The 16805-nt window shown below is 59.3% G+C and carries 18 protein-coding genes; 9 read left to right on the top strand and 9 right to left on the bottom strand.

Features of this window, described 5'->3' with window-relative positions; all coding sequences use genetic code 11:
* Nucleotide 1: 1 nt before the first annotated feature.
* Nucleotides 2-373 (top strand): type II toxin-antitoxin system tRNA(fMet)-specific endonuclease VapC, encoded by a 372-nt coding sequence (vapC, locus tag CFY91_RS05600; RefSeq protein ID WP_243392517.1) that lies wholly within the window; start codon nucleotides 2-4, stop codon nucleotides 371-373.
* 86 nt (nucleotides 374-459) lie between these two features.
* On the opposite strand, the gene CFY91_RS05595 is transcribed toward vapC, so the two are convergent.
* Nucleotides 460-1428: a DUF932 domain-containing protein gene (locus CFY91_RS05595; protein WP_093985367.1), complete on the bottom strand. Its 969-nt coding sequence runs from the start codon at nucleotides 1426-1428 to the stop codon at nucleotides 460-462.
* A gap of 59 nt (nucleotides 1429-1487) precedes the next feature.
* On the bottom strand, nucleotides 1488-1823 hold the full coding sequence (locus tag CFY91_RS15745; RefSeq protein ID WP_371870546.1) for a hypothetical protein: 336 nt from the start codon (nucleotides 1821-1823) through the stop codon (nucleotides 1488-1490).
* Between the two features lie 467 nt (nucleotides 1824-2290).
* On the opposite strand from CFY91_RS15745, the gene CFY91_RS05585 reads away from it, so the two are divergent.
* The 3 genes from CFY91_RS05585 to trpC are packed head-to-tail and all read left to right on the top strand — an operon-like array spanning nucleotide 2291 to nucleotide 4763.
* Nucleotides 2291-2887 (top strand): aminodeoxychorismate/anthranilate synthase component II, encoded by a 597-nt coding sequence (locus tag CFY91_RS05585; RefSeq protein ID WP_093985369.1) that lies wholly within the window; start codon nucleotides 2291-2293, stop codon nucleotides 2885-2887.
* A complete protein-coding gene (gene trpD, locus CFY91_RS05580) occupies nucleotides 2884-3930 on the top strand; it encodes an anthranilate phosphoribosyltransferase (RefSeq protein ID WP_093985366.1) in 1047 nt (348 codons plus the stop codon). Before CFY91_RS05585 ends, trpD begins: the two co-directional genes overlap by 4 nt.
* Nucleotides 3927-4763: an indole-3-glycerol phosphate synthase TrpC gene (gene trpC / locus CFY91_RS05575; protein ID WP_093985365.1), complete on the top strand. Its 837-nt coding sequence runs from the start codon at nucleotides 3927-3929 to the stop codon at nucleotides 4761-4763. Before trpD ends, trpC begins: the two co-directional genes overlap by 4 nt.
* Nucleotides 4764-4825: 62 nt before the next feature.
* Here trpC and crp read toward each other — a convergent pair whose 3' ends face one another.
* Nucleotides 4826-5470 (bottom strand): cAMP-activated global transcriptional regulator CRP, encoded by a 645-nt coding sequence (gene crp / locus CFY91_RS05570; RefSeq protein WP_093985364.1) that lies wholly within the window; start codon nucleotides 5468-5470, stop codon nucleotides 4826-4828.
* 310 nt (nucleotides 5471-5780) lie between these two features.
* Here crp and CFY91_RS05565 point away from each other — a divergent pair, with 310 nt between their 5' ends.
* Entirely contained in the window at nucleotides 5781-6203 is a 423-nt protein-coding gene (locus CFY91_RS05565; RefSeq protein WP_093985363.1) for an OsmC family protein, read from the top strand.
* 73 nt (nucleotides 6204-6276) lie between these two features.
* Here CFY91_RS05565 and coq7 read toward each other — a convergent pair whose 3' ends face one another.
* Nucleotides 6277-6924 (bottom strand): 2-polyprenyl-3-methyl-6-methoxy-1,4-benzoquinone monooxygenase, encoded by a 648-nt coding sequence (coq7, locus tag CFY91_RS05560; RefSeq protein ID WP_093985362.1) that lies wholly within the window; start codon nucleotides 6922-6924, stop codon nucleotides 6277-6279.
* Nucleotides 6925-7056: 132 nt separating this feature from the next.
* On the opposite strand from coq7, the gene CFY91_RS05555 reads away from it, so the two are divergent.
* A complete protein-coding gene (locus CFY91_RS05555) occupies nucleotides 7057-8532 on the top strand; it encodes an AAA family ATPase (protein WP_093985361.1) in 1476 nt (491 codons plus the stop codon).
* A 41-nt stretch (nucleotides 8533-8573) separates the two neighbouring features.
* On the opposite strand, the gene CFY91_RS05550 is transcribed toward CFY91_RS05555, so the two are convergent.
* The 3 genes from CFY91_RS05550 to hemJ all read right to left on the bottom strand — a co-directional run bounded on the left by CFY91_RS05550 (nucleotide 8574) and on the right by hemJ (nucleotide 11038).
* A complete protein-coding gene (locus CFY91_RS05550) occupies nucleotides 8574-9515 on the bottom strand; it encodes a DUF805 domain-containing protein (RefSeq protein WP_093985360.1) in 942 nt (313 codons plus the stop codon).
* A gap of 113 nt (nucleotides 9516-9628) precedes the next feature.
* Entirely contained in the window at nucleotides 9629-10594 is a 966-nt protein-coding gene (locus CFY91_RS05545) for an NAD(P)H-dependent flavin oxidoreductase (RefSeq protein ID WP_093985359.1), read from the bottom strand.
* Between the two features lie 18 nt (nucleotides 10595-10612).
* Nucleotides 10613-11038 (bottom strand): protoporphyrinogen oxidase HemJ, encoded by a 426-nt coding sequence (hemJ, locus tag CFY91_RS05540; protein WP_093985358.1) that lies wholly within the window; start codon nucleotides 11036-11038, stop codon nucleotides 10613-10615.
* A 163-nt stretch (nucleotides 11039-11201) separates the two neighbouring features.
* Between hemJ and argC the strand changes: the two genes are divergently transcribed.
* Both argC and erpA read left to right on the top strand, forming a co-directional pair.
* Entirely contained in the window at nucleotides 11202-12236 is a 1035-nt protein-coding gene (gene argC / locus CFY91_RS05535) for an N-acetyl-gamma-glutamyl-phosphate reductase (RefSeq protein WP_093985357.1), read from the top strand.
* A 92-nt stretch (nucleotides 12237-12328) separates the two neighbouring features.
* Entirely contained in the window at nucleotides 12329-12679 is a 351-nt protein-coding gene (gene erpA / locus CFY91_RS05530) for an iron-sulfur cluster insertion protein ErpA (RefSeq protein WP_093985356.1), read from the top strand.
* A 24-nt stretch (nucleotides 12680-12703) separates the two neighbouring features.
* On the opposite strand, the gene CFY91_RS05525 is transcribed toward erpA, so the two are convergent.
* Together CFY91_RS05525 and CFY91_RS05520 are read right to left on the bottom strand one after the other, a co-directional pair.
* Complete coding sequence (locus CFY91_RS05525) at nucleotides 12704-13798, bottom strand: anhydro-N-acetylmuramic acid kinase (RefSeq protein ID WP_093985355.1); 1095 nt, start codon at nucleotides 13796-13798, stop codon at nucleotides 12704-12706.
* Nucleotides 13795-15159, bottom strand: a complete 1365-nt coding sequence (locus CFY91_RS05520; RefSeq protein WP_093985354.1) for a peptidoglycan DD-metalloendopeptidase family protein — start codon at nucleotides 15157-15159, stop codon at nucleotides 13795-13797. The genes CFY91_RS05525 and CFY91_RS05520 overlap by 4 nt, the downstream gene beginning before the upstream one ends.
* A 171-nt stretch (nucleotides 15160-15330) precedes the next feature.
* Here CFY91_RS05520 and tyrS point away from each other — a divergent pair, with 171 nt between their 5' ends.
* The gene (gene tyrS, locus CFY91_RS05515; protein ID WP_093985353.1) at nucleotides 15331-16530 is read left to right on the top strand and encodes a tyrosine--tRNA ligase; all 1200 of its coding nucleotides are present in this window, start codon (nucleotides 15331-15333) and stop codon (nucleotides 16528-16530) included.
* Nucleotides 16531-16805 lie beyond the last annotated feature (275 nt).

The raw sequence follows: 16805 nt of genomic DNA, 5'->3' as shown, positions 1-16805 counted from the left end.
CATTTTCACGATCAAGAATCGTCCTGAGCAGGTGCGGGAAGCCTTCAAGCGCCATTCAGGGCAGCTGAGCATCAGCACTGTCACCCTGATGGAGCTTATTTACGGCGCCGAGAAGTCCGCTAATCCCGAGCGTAATCTGGCGGACGTTGAAGGTTTCGCTGCGCGCCTGGAAGTACTGCCTTACGACGCTCAGGCAGCGGCTCATTCCGGGCAATTGCGAGCTGAGCTGGCTCGTATCGGCAAGCCTATTGGCCCGTATGATCAGATGATTGCAGGACACGCACGTGCCCAGGGACTGATTCTGGTCACGAATAATCTTCGTGAGTTTGAGCGAGTTCCAGGTTTGCGCGTCGAGGATTGGGTGAACGCCTGATTAAGGGCGATCATTTAATGCAGAGCAGCTGAACAACCCCTGATCACCCTTGTGGCGATCAGGGGTTGTGTTTATGCCGCATCAGCTTAAGCGGCGAGCTGCAGCGCTGCGTCCAAGGCGCGTTGCTTGATCTGCGCGCCCTGGCCGAACCAGGCAGAGTCCAATCGATACTCAATGCTGCGCGCCCGGCGTTCGTGATCGACGTACTCGGTCACGGCATTGAGCAGGCCCCAGGCAGTGCCGCGTGCTGAGTCCAGCTGGCTGCCCCGGCCACGGCCTTCGTACAGCTCCTGAACTTTGCGCAGAGCGCGCTCGTTCGGCAGCTGTTCAGGAAGCGGACCGGTCGGGCTGGTCTCACACATCACGTTCATGAAGAAGCCCAGTGCCTCATGCCACTGCACCTTGCGTTCAGCCAGGTGGCGCATGCGGTACATGAAGTCGTCCCATTGCGAGACGGCTATGCCGAGCTGCTTCTTCACCAGCTCACCATCGAAGCGGGTGCTGTGCGGCACCTTGATCGCACGGCTGGTGCCGTCCAGGGCGATGGTCAGCGTGTTGTTGCAGACTACGCGGATGGTGGTGGGCGTTGCCGTGGTGGCCAGAGTTCCGTCACAGGACGTGGCCAACAGTAGGTAGCCATTCACCTGGTCGTTACCCTTGATCGCTGCACCGTGTCCGGTACGCGCCAGCGCCCAGAACTTGCGCCCGCCCTTGAGCACGCCAGCCGTTTCCAGCTCGTAGCCGGAGACCTCGGTCAGATCGCGGTAGAACTCCAGCACCTCGCGAGGCTGCACGGTGTGGTAGCGCTGCGAGACCACCGACAGCGGTGCCTTGGTGTCCGAACGGTAGAGCACCTTCTGCTCGGGGAATGAGTGGATCGCGCCCAGATGGCCAATGGCGTCCGACTTGAAATGCACAGGGCTTTCCAGGATCTGCCAGTCCATGCCGGCTTCGCGTTGCCAGACTTCGATGGGTTGTTTCTGCGGCAGGTTGTTGCCCAGACCGTGCCACGGGGTAGCGCCAGCGTAGGCCATGGTTTCGATGAGATGAGCCATTACAATACTCCTTCTACGTATGTATACGTAATAACGTTTCGTATATCGGTACGATGAGTTCAGCGCTCATTTTGTGTAAAGGCAGTGCCGCAGTGATGGCACTCATAGTTGTCGAGTACGTGAGAATCGAACTCTTCACCCATCTTGGCGCCGGCCAGCCCCCCGGCAGTTCCACCTGCCAGGCCGCCCAGAATCGCGCCAGCCAGGCTACCCAGCGTAATACCCACGGGGCCAGCGAAAGCACCTATAAGCGCGCCGCTTTTTGCGCCAGCCATAGCGCCTGCTGCTCCGCTCGCCGTGCCGCCAACGGCGCCAATAGCGCCACCGACTTTGCGACCATGATTGCGCGCTACAACTCGAAGAGAACCGCAGGAAGGACAGCAAATACTCATCATTCAGACTCCTGTTCAAAAGAGGATACCCAGAGGTAGAAACGAGCCTTTCGTGCTCGTCTTCCCATGGGTAATAAAGGTCTGAAATATTTTTAAATCGACTTCTGCGGAGGGGCTTTAGGGCAAGCAGAGCTTGCTGTGTGAGTTTCCACGGGTGTTGGGCGGTACGGTGTTATTGCACCGTATTGCGCTGTCGGCTACTGTGCCCGGATAGCAATGCGAGATATCGCCGTGACCACTAGCAGCACCCTCCTGATGCGAGTCATCAAGGCCCTGGCCCGTTGGCGCTGGCGCGCCTGACTTCTCCTTGCCGGCTCGTCCGGTCCGTCCTTGTTTGTTCCTGCTTCCCTAGCCTTCGGCTGCTTACCCCTAGCTCACTGCAGCACCACAATAAAAAGCGGGTATATATGCGGGTATCATGGCAGTAGAAGCTAATAAAAAAGCAGTAAAATCAAGAGGTTATGCAAAAAATGCTGCTAATGATCGACAACTACGACTCCTTTACCTACAACGTGGTGCAGTACCTGGGCGAGCTGGGTGCCGACGTGCAGGTGATCCGCAATGACGAACTGACGGTCGCCGAGATCGAGGCGCTGCAGCCCGAGCGCATCGTGGTCTCGCCCGGCCCGTGCACGCCGAGCGAGGCCGGTGTGTCCATCGAGGCTATTCTGCACTTTGCCGGCAAGCTGCCGATCCTCGGCGTGTGCCTGGGCCACCAGAGCATCGGCCAGGCTTTCGGTGGCGACGTGGTGCGCGCGCGTCAGGTGATGCACGGCAAGACCAGTCCGGTGTTTCACGCCGATCAGGGGGTGTTCGCCGGCCTGAACAATCCGCTGACCGTGACCCGCTATCATTCCCTGGTAGTCAAGCGCGAAACCTTGCCGGACTGCCTGGAAATGACCGCCTGGACCCAGCATGCCGACGGCTCGGTCGACGAGATCATGGGGCTGCGCCACAAGACCCTGAACATCGAGGGCGTGCAGTTCCATCCGGAGTCCATCCTCACCGAGCAGGGCCATGAGCTGTTCGCCAACTTCCTCAAACAACAGGGTGGGGTGCGTCGATGAATATCAGGGAAGCCCTCAATCGGGTCGTCAATCATCTGGACCTGACTACCGAGGAAATGCAGGCGGTCATGCGCGAGATCATGACCGGGCAGTGCACCGATGCGCAGATCGGCGCGTTTCTTATGGGCTTGCGCATGAAGAGCGAAAGCATCGATGAGATCGTCGGTGCTGCCACGGTCATGCGCGAGCTGGCTGCTCCCGTGGCGGTCAATGCCGAGCGCCTGGTCGATACCTGCGGGACCGGTGGCGATGGCATGAATATCTTCAATGTCTCCACCGCGGCGGCCTTCGTGGTCGCTGCGGCAGGCGGCAAGGTGGCCAAGCATGGTAATCGTGCGGTCTCCGGCAAGAGCGGCAGTGCCGACCTGCTGGAGGCGGCCGGGGTGCACCTGGAACTGACGCCGGCGCAGGTTGCGCGCTGTATCGAGGCGGTCGGGGTAGGCTTCATGTTTGCGCCGGCCCACCACGGTGCGATGAAGCACGCCATCGGTCCGCGGCGCGAGATGGGCCTGCGGACGATCTTCAATATGCTGGGGCCGATGACCAATCCGGCGGGTGTGCGTCATCAGGTGCTGGGTGTGTTCAGCCAGGCGCTGTGCCTGCCGCTGGCGCAGGTACTGCAGCGCCTGGGCAGTGAGCATGTACTGGTGGTGCATGCGCAGGATGGTCTCGACGAGATCAGCCTGGCGGCGCCGACCTTTGTCGCCGAGTTGCAAGGCGGGCAGATTCGTGAGTACCGCATCCAGCCGGAAGACTTTGGCATCAAGAGCCAGAGCCTGATTGGTCTGGATGTCGCGGACGCCCGGCAATCGCTGGCGCTGATCCAGGACGCGCTGGGCAAGCAGTCGAGCGAGAATGCGCGTAAGGCCGCCGACATGATCGTGCTCAACGCCGGAGCGGCACTCTATGCGGCCGACCAGGCGAACAGCCTGGCTGAAGGTGTTGCGCTGGCGCAGGATGCGTTGAGCAGTGGCCTGGCGCGGGAAAAGCTGGCCGAGCTGGTGTCCTTTACCACCGTCTGCAAACTGGAGAATCAGCCATGAGTGTGCCAACGGTGTTGGAGAAGATCATCGCCCGCAAGGTCGAGGAAGTCGCCGAGCGGAGTGTGCGTGTCAGCCTGGCAGAGTTGGAAGGGCTGGCCCGGCATGCCGATGCGCCGCGTGGCTTTGCCCGTGCCTTGCTGGAACAGGCGGCGCGCAAGCAGCCGGCGGTGATCGCTGAGGTGAAGAAGGCTTCGCCGAGCAAGGGCGTTCTGCGCGAGCATTTTGTCCCGGCCGAAATTGCCCGCAGCTATGCGGCGGGAGGGGCGACCTGCCTGTCGGTACTGACCGACGTCGATTTCTTTCAGGGTAGCGATGCCTATTTGCGCGAGGCGCGCGCGGCGTGCCAACTGCCGGTAATCCGCAAGGATTTCATGATCGATCCTTACCAGATCGTCGAGGCGCGTGCCCTGGCTGCAGACTGTGTGCTGTTGATTGTTTCCGCGCTGAGTGACGTGCAGATGGCCGAGTTGGCCGCGACGGCCCGCCAGTTCGATCTCGATGTGCTGGTCGAAGTGCATGATGGCGATGAACTGGAGCGTGCCCTGAAAACCCTGGATACGCCGTTGCTAGGCATCAATAACCGCAACCTGCACAGTTTTGAGGTCAGCCTGGAAACCACTCTGGACTTGTTGCCACGCATTCCGCGCGATCGTCTGGTGGTGACTGAGAGTGGCATCCTCAACCGTGCTGACGTCGAGCTGATGGAAGTGAACGAGGTGTATGCCTTCCTCGTCGGTGAGGCGTTCATGCGCGCCGATGATCCGGGTAGCGAGTTGCAGCGCTTGTTCTTTCCGGAAAAGTCCCGTCCGGCACTCTCGGCCGACCCTGAGTAATGCATGCGCCCTAACGCACAAGCCCGCCATTTGGCGGGCTTGTGCGTTAGGGTTGGCGGTGCTCAGCGAGTACCGAATACCACCATGGTCTTGCCCTTGACGTGGACCAGCCCCTGCTCTTCGAGGGACTTGAGTACCCGGCCGACCATTTCCCGTGAACAACCGACGATGCGACCAATTTCCTGGCGAGTGATCTTGATCTGCATACCGTCAGGATGGGTCATCGCATCGGGCTGTTTGCACAAGTCGAGCAGGGTGCGCGCTACACGTCCGGTGACATCGAGAAATGCCAGGTCGCCAACCTTGCGGGTCGTCTTGCGCAGGCGCTCGGCCATCTGGCTGCCGAGGGTCAGCAGAATATCCGGATCTTGCAGAGTGATATCGCGGAATTTGCTGTAGCTGATCTCGGCCACTTCGCATTCGCTCTTGGCGCGCACCCAGGCGCTGCGCTCCTGCTCCTGACCCTCTTTATCGAACAGGCCCATTTCACCGAAGAAGTCGCCGGCATTGAGATAGCCGATGATCATCTCGCGTCCTTCGTCATCCTCGATCAGGATGGTGACCGAACCTTTGATGATGAAAAACAGCGAGTCGCAGCGATCGCCAGCATAGATGATGGTGCTTTTCGCCGTGTAACGCCGACGCTGGCAGTGCGCGAGAATCTTGTCGAGATTTTTGATCTTTGGTGTAAGGGTGATAGCTACCATGCCCAAGTCCCGGAAAAAAAAGGTAAGCCCTGATCCAACGGGCGACTACTTATAAAAGGGATGGCTTAACACTCGAGCCTGACAACGCAGTCTCTACCGACATCCACTTGGCTTTTTTATTTTTCTGCTTATTCCGACAAGTTTGCCACTTATCTTCTTTGAGCTTAACAGACGCAGGCTATCTCACCACCCATTTTGCGACCCAGTCAACAGCCTGGGGGCCGCGCGGCCTCTGGCTTGCAGCCTGGAGTGGCCTGGAAGGCGTATCGCCCTGTGCTAAACTGCCGCACTTTTTAGTGGAGGGCGGTGCATGAAGGCGCGTATTCAATGGGCTGGCGAAGCTCTGTTTCTCGGCGAATCAGGCAGTGGCCATGCGCTGGTCATGGACGGTCCGCCAGAAGCGGGTGGGCGCAACCTGGGCGTGCGCCCCATGGAAATGATCCTGCTCGGCCTTGGCGGCTGCAGTAACTACGATGTGGTGAGCATCCTGCGCAAGTCGCGTCAGCCTGTGGAAAGCTGCGAAGCCTTTGTTGAGGCAGAGCGTGCCGATGAGGACCCCAAGGTGTTCACCAAGATCCACCTGCACTTCGTGGTCAAGGGGCGGGGGCTCAAGGAGGCGCAGGTCAAGCGTGCTGTCGAGCTGTCTGCTGAAAAATACTGTTCGGCTTCGATCATGCTCGGCCGTGCAGGCGTTGCCATCAGCCACGATTACGAGATCATCGAGCTGGGCTAAGCGTGGCGTCAGGCTATCGGTCAGCAGGCAGAAGGGCGCCGGGTGGGCGCCCTTCGTACGTTTACGGCAGGTCTTATAGGCGGTATGTGCTCTTGGTCATGACCTTGGACAGCAGGGTCATGCCGAATTTGACCGGTGCAGGGAAACGCAGGCCGCCGGCTTCCAGGGCTGTGGTGGCGTGCTGTAGTTCGTCTTCGCGCATCTGTTCAAGAATGGCACGGGACTTGTGATCCTGTTCGGGCAGCTGGGCCAGGTGTTCATCCAGGTGCTTGACGACTTGGTCTTCGGTGGCCGCGACGAAGCCCAGGCTGACCTTGTCGCTGATCAGTCCGGCCACCGCTCCCACCCCGAATGACAGGCCGTAGAACAGCGGGTTGAGCAGGCTGGGACGGCCACCCAATTCGCGAATGCGTTGTTCGCACCAGGCCAGATGATCGATTTCCTCTTCGGCAGCATGCTCCATGGCCTGGCGGACTTCCGGTAGTCGGGCGGTCAGTGCCTGGCCTTGATAAAGCGCCTGGGCACACACCTCGCCGGTATGGTTGATACGCATCAGGCCGCTGACATGCCGCGCGCTTTCGGCCGGCAGGCTGCATTCTTCCTGCAGATTGGCCGGCGAGGGGCGGTACGGTTGGCCGCTGAACGGCAGCAGGGTTCGCAGGGCGGCGTCGGTCTGCAGCAGCAGACGATCGACCGCAGAATAATGGCGCTCGCTGACCATGACTATTGCTCCGCTGGATGACCCAACTAGTCTACCCGATCAACCTTTTGCCGGTCTGCAGCTTGCACTGGGCATGCCGTCGGGTGACGATCGCGCGAGCTGGCCTGGGACTGAACTAGACAAGGAGTGCGGGTGAAAAACGATATTCATGATTTGGGTTTGGTACTGGATTCACGGGTCAAGCTGATCCTCATCGAGTCCTGGGACGAGCGGCGCGTGCTGCAAACCCTCAGTGGTCTGGCCGTGCGTCGTGGCCTAGGGATGTATTGCTGGTCGGTTAGCGAGGGTTTGCAACACTTGGGTTTTGGCGGTGAAGCGCTGCCCGATAGTGAGGACCCCGTGGCAGCGCTGCGTTTGGTCAAGGCGGATCGCCAGCATCACCTGTACGTGTTTTGTGATCTGCACGCGCACTTGGCGGACAATCCGTTACTGGTGCGCCTGCTCAAGGATGTTGCCTTGGCTGAGGAGCTCCACAAGCCGACGCTGGTGCTGGTCTCGCATGCCTTCAAGTTGCCAGCCGAAGTCCAACGGCTGGCGGCGCGTTTCAACCTGGCGTTGCCGAGCGAGGATGAGCTGTTGGCCCTCGTGCGTGAAGAAGCGCAGCGCTGGAGTGAGCAGAATCGCAATGCGCGTGTGCGGACTGACAATCGCACGCTGCAGCAGGTGGTCAAGAATCTGCGCGGCCTCAGTCATGCGGAAGCCCGAGCGTTGGCGCGCAACCTGATTGTCGATGATGGTGCCATTACCCAGGATGATCTGCCTGAACTCAACCGCACCAAGTTCCAGTTGCTGGATATGGAGGGTGTGCTGAGCTTCGAGTCGGAGACTGCACGCTTCGCCGAAGTCGGCGGGCTGGGTAATCTGAAGCGCTGGCTGGGCGAGCGCCAGCAAGCCTTCTTGCAGGGCGGTATGGCCGACTCGCCACGTGGCATGTTGCTGGTGGGGGTGCAGGGCGGTGGTAAGAGCCTGGCGGCCAAGGCCGTAGCCGGTTTGTGGGGGCTGCCCCTGCTGCGTCTGGATTTTGCCTGCCTGTATAACAAGTTCTTCGGTGAAACCGAGCGTAATCTACGTGAAGCACTGAAGCTGGCCGAGCAAATGGCGCCCTGCGTGCTGTGGATGGACGAGATTGAAAAAGGCCTGGCGACCGGTGACCACGACAGCGGGGTCAGCCAGCGGGTGCTGGGTACCCTGTTGACCTGGATGGCTGAACGCAAGGTACCGGTATTCGTGGTGGCAACCGCCAACGCCATCCACAAACTGCCGCCTGAATTGGTGCGCAAGGGGCGTTTTGACGAGCTGTTCTTTGTCGACCTGCCTACGCCTGCTGTGCGTGGAGAGATCTTTGCCATTCACTTGCGGCGTCGAGAACTGGACGTCGAGGCGTTCGACTTGGCGGCCCTGTCGCAGGCCAGTGACGGATTCTCGGGGGCGGAAATCGAGCAGGCGGTGGTCAGTGCGCTGTATGCGGCACAGGCTCGCCAGGTGGCGGTCGACCAGGCGCTGTTGCTGGGCGAGCTACACAGCAGCGTGCCGTTGTCGGTGTTGATGGCAGAAGATATCCAGCGTCTGCGCCATTGGGCCCAGGAGCGCTGTGTGAATGCCGAATAGCCAGGCTGGCGGTGTCGCGCTCCGCGACACCGCCAGGTAGCTTATTCGAGACCGGCCAGTACGCCGATGCCGCCGGCGATGATCAGCGCAATGATGGCGATGACGATGACAGCCAGCCAGATACCGGCCAGCACTTTGACTGCCGTGCTGTTGGGCGGCGGCGGCGGAGCATAGCGGTTGGCGCCCGCCGTACCGGGAATCAGCATCATCAGCAGCGGGAACACGCTGCCGACAAAGGGTACGAAGTTGAGGAGAAACAGCCAGCCTGACCAGCCGATGTCGTGCAGGCGTTGTACGCCAATCTGCACGCTCACCACCAGCAGGGCGATCACCGCAACGGCGCCGAGCAGGAAGCCGAGGACTTCCGAAAGCGCGAAGGCACCCGCTACTACGGCAAACACCGGCAGCATGGCGAAGACCAGAACCAGTGACCAGGCCAGGTAACGCAGGCGTCCGATTCGGCCGCTAATGGTGAACGGGCGTAGTTCGCAGAACTCCGGCAGCGTCTCGCCCACTGCGGCTTGTGGCGTAGCGTAAGGAGAGGGTGTGGCTGTCGGACTGGCGCTTTGTGTCAACTGTGCCTGGCGAGCCAGGAATTTCTCAATAACGATGCCGCAGGCGCTGCAATCGATGGCTTTCGTCTGCTCATGGCCGCATTTCGGACAGGTCATGCGCTCCTCGGTGCCAGGCTCCTGAGGGGCGTTGGGGTCGGGATGGTCTTCGGTAGCGACCAGGCTCAGGCTGGCGCCCAGGTCTTCCTGTTTACTGACCTTGGCGCCTGCGCGTTGCAAGGCACCCAGGTACTTGTCTGCTTCGCTACTGTCGAGGTCGCGCTTGATTTCCACAGGGCGGCCGCTGAACAGGTGAGCAATCTTGCTGGGATCGGTTTTAAACAGGTTGGCGATATTCTCGCGAACCTGTTCGAGGGCATGGCCGGGCATGAGCTCGCCGGCAAAGACTATCTTGAAGCGGGGGTCATTCATGCTCGCGTCCTTGTGGGCTGAAGAGCGGGGAAAGCGCTAGCCTAAGTGAGGCAACCGGGCAGAACAAGCATCCCTGTAAGCGCAAATGGGCGAGTTGTGCGCCCTACCACAGCTCAGGTGCGTGGCCAGTGTTGGCCCAGTTGCTGGCTGTGTTTCAAGCCTGCCAGATATTCATCGCGCAGGCGGCTGACCAAGCCGGCTACGTCGGGTAGATCGTTTATATCGCCTGCGCCCTGGCCGGCTGACCAGACGGTTTTCCAGGCCTTGGCCTCTTCGTCCATGGGTTTGAGCTTTTCGCCGTAATTGATGTCGCCCTTGTCTTGTAGTCGCTTGAGGTCATAGCCGGCAGCTTCCAGGCTCTGGCGCATGAAGCTGGCGGGTACGCCGGAGACGGCTGGGGTATGGATGATGTCTGCTGCCTGGGCCTGCAGGAGCATCTGTTTGTAGGCTGTGCTGGCCTGGCTTTCTGTGGTGGCGATCAGGCGGGTGCCCATATAGGCCAAGTCTGCTCCTAGCAATTGTGCGGCGAGAATCTGCTGACCATGGTTAATGCAGCCGGCCAGGAGCACGGTCTTGCTGAAGAACTGGCGAATTTCCGCCAGCAGGGCCAGCGGGCTCCAGGTGCCGGCATGGCCGCCTGCGCCTGCCGCCACAGCGATGAGGCCGTCGACACCGGCTTCGGCAGCTTTTTCGGCGTGACGTCGCGTGGTGACATCATGAAAGACCAGGCCGCCATAGCTATGCACGGCGTCTACCACTTCCCTGACCGCGCCCAGGCTGGTGATGACGATCGGCACGCGCTTGGCGACGCAGATCGCCAGGTCGGCCTGCAGGCGTGGATTGCTGGGGTGGACGATAAGGTTGACGGCGTAGGGCGCGGCGTCCTCATGGAGGTTTGCGCGGATTTCATCTAGCCAGTCGCTGAAGCCGCTGCTCTCGCGCTGGTTGAGTGCCGGAAAGCTGCCGACTATGCCTTGATTGCAGCAGGCACTTACCAGGCCGGGGCCGGAAACCAGAAACATCGGAGCGGCTACCAGCGGGAGGCGCAGACGTTCTTCAAACAGAGCGGGAAGGCTCATGACGGACTCCTTGGCGAATCAGAAGGGCTTGACTACCACCAGGATGACGATGGCCAGCAGAAACAACACCGGGACTTCATTGAACCAGCGGAAAAAAACGTGACCATGGTCATTCTGGCCAGCCGCGAAGCGGCGTAGCAAGCGGCCGCATTGCAGGTGGTAGGCGATCAGTAACACGACCAGGCTGAGTTTGGCGTGCAGCCAGCCCATCTGCAGCCAGGCGGTATTGATGTGCAGCAGCCAGAGGCCGAACACCAGGGTGGCGATCAGTGATGGGTTCATGATGCCACGGTACAGCTTGCGCTCCATGATCACGAAACGTTCCTGGCTGAGGGTGTCATCGCTCATGGCGTGGTAGACAAACAGGCGCGGCAGGTAGAACAGGCCGGCGAACCAGCAGACGATAGCGATGATGTGCAGGGCTTTGATCCATAAGTACAGCATGATGACGTTCCAACGACTGAGGTACTGCAGCCATAGTAGAGGTTTGCCGACGTTGACGTACAGCGAGGGGCTCTTGCCATATCGCCATTGCCCGCTTGGTTGGCGCGGCTGACCGCTTTATCATCGGCAGCCTTTGTAGCTGCGGGCAGGTTGGGAGCGAGCCATGATCAAGGTGGGGATTGTCGGTGGGACCGGGTATACCGGCGTGGAGTTGCTGCGTTTGCTGGCGCAGCATCCACAGGCACAGGTTGCGGTGATTACCTCGCGCTCGGAGGCGGGGCTCAGCGTGGCTGATCTTTACCCCAATCTGCGCGGGCACTACGACGAGCTGCGTTTCAGTGTGCCGGATGTGGCTACCCTGGGGGCTTGTGATGTGGTGTTCTTTGCTACGCCGCATGGTGTCGCGCATGCCTTGGCTGGCGAGCTGCTGGCTGCAGGCACGCGGGTTATCGACCTGTCTGCGGATTTTCGGCTGCGTGACGCGGAGGAGTGGAGCCGCTGGTATGGACAGCCGCATGGTGCTGTCGAGCTGCTGGACGAAGCAGTCTATGGCTTACCTGAGGTCAATCGCCAGGCTATCCGCAGTGCCCGTTTGATTGCCGTGCCTGGCTGTTATCCGACGGCTACCCAGTTGGGACTGATTCCGTTACTTGAGGCAGGCCTCGCCGATACGCAGACCTTGATTGCCAACTGTGCGTCAGGGGTCAGTGGTGCCGGGCGCGGTGCCAGTGTCGGGTCGTTGCTGTGCGAGGCTGGGGAAAGTATGAAAGCCTATGCAGTCAAGGGGCATCGCCACCTGCCGGAGATTCGCCAGGGCCTGCGACAGGCGGCGGGAGCTGAGGTGGGCTTGACGTTCGTGCCGCATCTGGCGCCGATGATCCGCGGCATTCATGCCACCCTGTATGCGCGGGTGAGTGACCGATCTGTCGATTTGCAGCAGCTTTTTGAACAGCGCTATGCCAATGAGCCGTTTGTCGATGTCATGCCGGCTGGTAGCCATCCAGAAACGCGTAGTGTGCGCGGGGCCAATGTCTGCCGCATTGCCGTGCACCGTCCACAGGAGGGCGATCTGGTGGTGGTGTTGGCGGCTATCGATAACCTGGTCAAAGGTGCTTCTGGGCAGGCCGTGCAGAACATGAACATTCTGTTTGGTCTGGATGAGCGGCTAGGGCTGAATCACGCAGCCTTGCTGCCCTGATTTGCAAGGGCTTAGTTGACCGTTTTTGTCGGGTAAGCGGATAATGCTTACCTGACAGCGCTATAGCGGCCAAGAGCCGGGAGATTTGCACGATGAGCGTCGAAACCTTTACTCCAGCCCCTATGCAATTCACCGAAGGGGCCGCACGCAAGGTCAAGACCTTGGTGGAGGAGGAGGGCAATCCGCGCCTGAAGTTGCGTGTATTCGTGACGGGCGGCGGCTGCTCGGGCTTTCAATATGGCTTTACTTTCGACGAGGATCTGGCAGAAGACGATACCGTGATTGAGCGCGAAGGCGTCAGTCTGGTTGTCGATGCCATGAGCTTCCAGTACCTGGTAGGCTCCGAGGTGGATTATCAGGAAGGCCTGGAAGGCTCTCGCTTCGTGATCAATAACCCCAACGCGACAACCACCTGTGGTTGCGGGTCTTCCTTCTCCATTTGATTGTCGGTGCTGGGCTGTGGTGCTTCATGCTGGATAAATCGCGCCGAGCACTCGCAAGCCGCTTGCGCCGGTGACCGCTGGGCGGTTTGCTGGAATACCCTGTAGGCAGCAATGCGCCAACCAGGCAAAGGCCATGGCTTCCATCCAGTCTGGATCGACGCCCAGTGCACTGCTGCTTAATACCTCGATACCTGGCAAAAGCTCGCCTAGGCGTGCGTGCAGAGCGTGGTTGTGCGCGCCGCCACCACATAGCAGCAGCTGTTGGCAGTCTTTGAGCGTGTCGAGTAGGGCTCTGGCGCAACTTTGCGCGGTAAGCTCCAGAAGCGTGGCTTGCACGTCTGTGTTCGATACCTCGGGAAAAGCGGACAGCAGGCGGTCCAGCCAGTTCAGGTTGAATAGCTCGCGCCCGGTGCTCTTGGGGCCTTGCTGCTGAAAAAATGGCTCGGCGAGCATGCGTTGCAGCAGTTGCTGATGCACCTTGCCGCTGGCCGCCCAGGCGCCTTGGGCATCATAGGGTAGTTGATGATGTCGCTGGATCCAGGCATCCATGAGTACATTGCCGGGGCCGCAGTCGAAGCCGCGAGTTGCTTGCTCAGGAGCAAGCAGGCTGAGATTGCTGAATCCGCCGACGTTGAGCAATGCTCGTGATTGTTCGGGGTGGGCAAACAGTAGTTCATGAAAGGCCGGCACGAGGGGAGCGCCCTGACCACCGGCAGCGACATCGCGACGGCGAAAGTCGCTGACTACGGTGATGCCGGTCAGTTCGGCCAGCAGAGCGGGGTTGCCGATTTGCCAGGTGTAACCTGCCCCAGGCTCGTGGCGTACGGTCTGCCCGTGGCTGCCGATGGCGCGAATATCGCTGGCGTCCAGATGCAGGTCTGTCAGTAACTGATTGATGGCATTGGCTGCAAGATGCACCCATTGCTGCTCTGCCAAGGCGACACGGGCTAGTTCATTGTGGCCTGGTTGGCAAAGCTCCAGAAGCTCCTGCCGGAGTGTGCCTGGCAGGCTGGCACAGAAGGCATCACGCAACGTCCAGTTGCCGGCTTGCAGCTCGACTAGGGCGATGTCCAGTCCGTCCAGGCTGGTGCCGGACATCACGCCTATATAGAGCATCAGCGGGATTCGCGATTCAAGGCCAGCATGCTGTTGCGTTCCTGATCAAGCAGTGCCATCAACGGTTTGCTTTGTTGCAGGAAGCGTTGCTTCTCGCTGGCGGCAATGGGGTCGGCCATGGGAAGTTTCTGGCTCAGGGGATCGACATGCACGCCGTTGACCTGGAACTCGTAATGCAGATGTGGTCCGGTGGACAGGCCGGTGGTGCCCACGTAGCCGATCACTTGACCCTGCTTGACCTGGCTGCCGTTACGAATCCCCTTGGCAAAGTTATGCATGTGCGCATAGAGCGTCTTGTAACGATTGCCGTGCTGGATGATTACTGTGTTGCCATAGCCGCCATGGCGCCCAGCCAAGGTGACGCGGCCATCGCCTGTGGCTTTGATCGGAGTGCCTCGAGGCGCTGCGTAGTCGACACCTTTGTGTGCGCGAATTTTGTTGAGTACGGGGTGTCTACGCCCAGTAGAAAAGCGCGAACTGATACGGGCAAAGTCAACGGGAGTGCGGATAAATGCCTTGCGCATGCTGGTGCCGTCGGCACGATAGTAGCTGGGTAGGCCTTGCTTGTTTACGTAACGTACGGCGCTGTAGGTTTTGCCACGGTTGGTGAAGCGTGCGGCGAGGATATTGCCGCTACCCACGACCTTGTCGGCGACAAACTTCTCTTCGTAAACCAGTTCGAATTCGTCGCCTTCGCGTAGATCCAGCGCGAAGTCGATGTCATAGCCAAATACGTTGGCCAGATCCATGGTCAATCGATGCGACAGCCCAGCTTTCTTGGCGCTGCCGAACAGGGAGCTATCAATGTTGCCGCGAGCGTAGCGGGTGCGAGTTTCTGGCTTGATGAGGTCACGTTTGAAGCTGAAGCCTTTGCCATTATTGGTCAGGCTGATGCTTTCCAGATCGCTAAGTTTGGAGTGCAGCGAGCTCAGCTCACCCTGCTCATCAAGGCGAAATTCCAATACCTGACCGACTTTCAGGCGTGTGAACTGGCGCGCTTCCTTGCTGCTGGCCAGCGCTGCATGCAATACGGAAGCGCCCAAGCCGACTTGGGTGAACACCGTAGAGAGCGTGTCGCCATTCGCTATGGTGATTCGCTGCAAGCCTTTATCCAGTGTTGCTTCCGTGCTCTTGCCCTCATCAACTTGGGCAAAAGGCGATTTGGCCGGGCGAATGTCTTCTGCATCCTCATCCTGGCGATAGTCGCCGGATAGCTCGAGGTCGAGATCCAGGAAGGTCTTCTTGGCCTCTACGTCCTGGGTTGGAAACACCAGCAGGGCCAGGCTCAGCATGGCTGCTACGCCGCTAGCAGCCATCAGGTGGCTCTTGGGGTAGCGTGCCGCTTTAGGGGTCACTTGGGTCATGGCGTGTGGTGTTTTTAGAAGAATAGTGAACTAACTGTATAAAATATAACCAAAAGAAGCTTCGGGCAACCCTGAAAGTCTTTCTGGCTCTTACAGGCGCAAAACTTGTATTTAGTCAGCGATCTTGTAAGGTTGGTTCCCTTTTGTTTTCAGGTGCTTTCGGGGTTTTTCATGAAGTCGGTAGAGGAGCAGCTGGCGCTCATCAAGCGTGGCGCAGAAGAGGTTCTGGTTGAGGCTGAGCTGGTTGAGAAGCTCAAGCGCGGGCAGCCTCTGCGTATTAAGGCAGGTTTTGATCCTACGGCGCCGGACTTGCATCTGGGGCATACCGTACTAATTAACAAGCTGCGCCAGTTCCAGGAGCTGGGGCATCAGGTGATCTTCCTGATTGGCGACTTCACCGGAATGATTGGTGACCCCAGCGGCAAAAGTGCCACGCGTCCGCCCCTGACGCGTGAGCAGGTGCTGGAGAACGCTGAAACCTACAAGCAGCAAGTGTTCAAGATTCTCGATCCGGCTAAAACTGAAGTGGCGTTCAACTCCATGTGGATGGATCAGTTGCGTCCGCAGGACTTTATCCGCCTGGCTTCCCAGTACACGGTGGCGCGTATGCTGGAGCGCGACGATTTCGACAAGCGTTATAAGGGCAGTCAGCCGATTGCCATACACGAGTTTCTCTATCCGTTGGTTCAGGGCTATGACTCGGTTGCTCTGCGTGCGGACGTTGAGCTGGGTGGTACGGATCAGAAGTTCAATCTGCTCATGGGGCGAGAGCTGCAGCGTGCGTATGGGCAGGAGTCGCAATGCATCGTCACTATGCCCTTGCTGGAGGGCTTGGATGGCGTGAAGAAAATGTCCAAGTCGCTGGGTAACTATATAGGTATTCAGGAAGCTCCTGGCGTCATGTACGGCAAGCTGGTATCCATGCCTGATTCGCTGATGTGGCGGTACTTCGAGTTGTTGAGCTTTCGTTCGCTTGAGGAGATTGAACAGTTCAAGCGTGATGTGGCTGCTGGAGCCAATCCGCGGGATATCAAGATCAAGCTGGCGGAAGAGCTGGTTGCTCGCTTCCATGGTCAGGAAGCTGCAGCTACTGCGCATCGGGCCGCCGGGAATCGCATGAAAGAGGGTGAGCTGCCGGATGACCTGCCTGAGGTGGAGCTGCAGGCTGAAGCGGATATGCCGATCGCGGCCGTTTTGAATAGAGCGGGTCTGGTGAAGAACTCTGCGGTGGCGCGGGACTTGCTGAACTCTGGCGGTGTGCGGGTTGATGGTGAAGTGGTGGGGCGCGAGTTCATGTTTGTGCTGGGTGCTGAGCATGTCTGTCAGGCTGGCAAGAAGGCATTTGCGCGTATTCGCTTGAATAAGCAGTAAATGCTTGACCTGCGGGCTGAGCTGCCTATAATTCGCCGCTCTTGCAATGCTAGGCCCCATAAAAAGTCTTTTTAATCAAAGGCTTAGGTAAATAAAAGGCTTGCAGGAGCGGTGCGATTCTGTAGAATGAGCCGGGTCGGCAGGGTTGAAGCGCTGTTGATGAATGAGGTGCTTGACAGTGTTTTCGGATGCTGTAATATGCGCATCCCGCTGATCGGAAGCGCTGCTTCGGTTCAGCTAAGCGGTTGAGAAGAAACGAAAAATTCTTCAAAAAA

Origin of the sequence: Pseudomonas fluvialis, assembly GCF_002234375.1 — a bacterium.
In the GTDB taxonomy this organism is placed as follows: domain Bacteria; phylum Pseudomonadota; class Gammaproteobacteria; order Pseudomonadales; family Pseudomonadaceae; genus Aquipseudomonas; species Aquipseudomonas fluvialis.
This window is presented reverse-complemented; position numbering and strand designations above follow the sequence as displayed.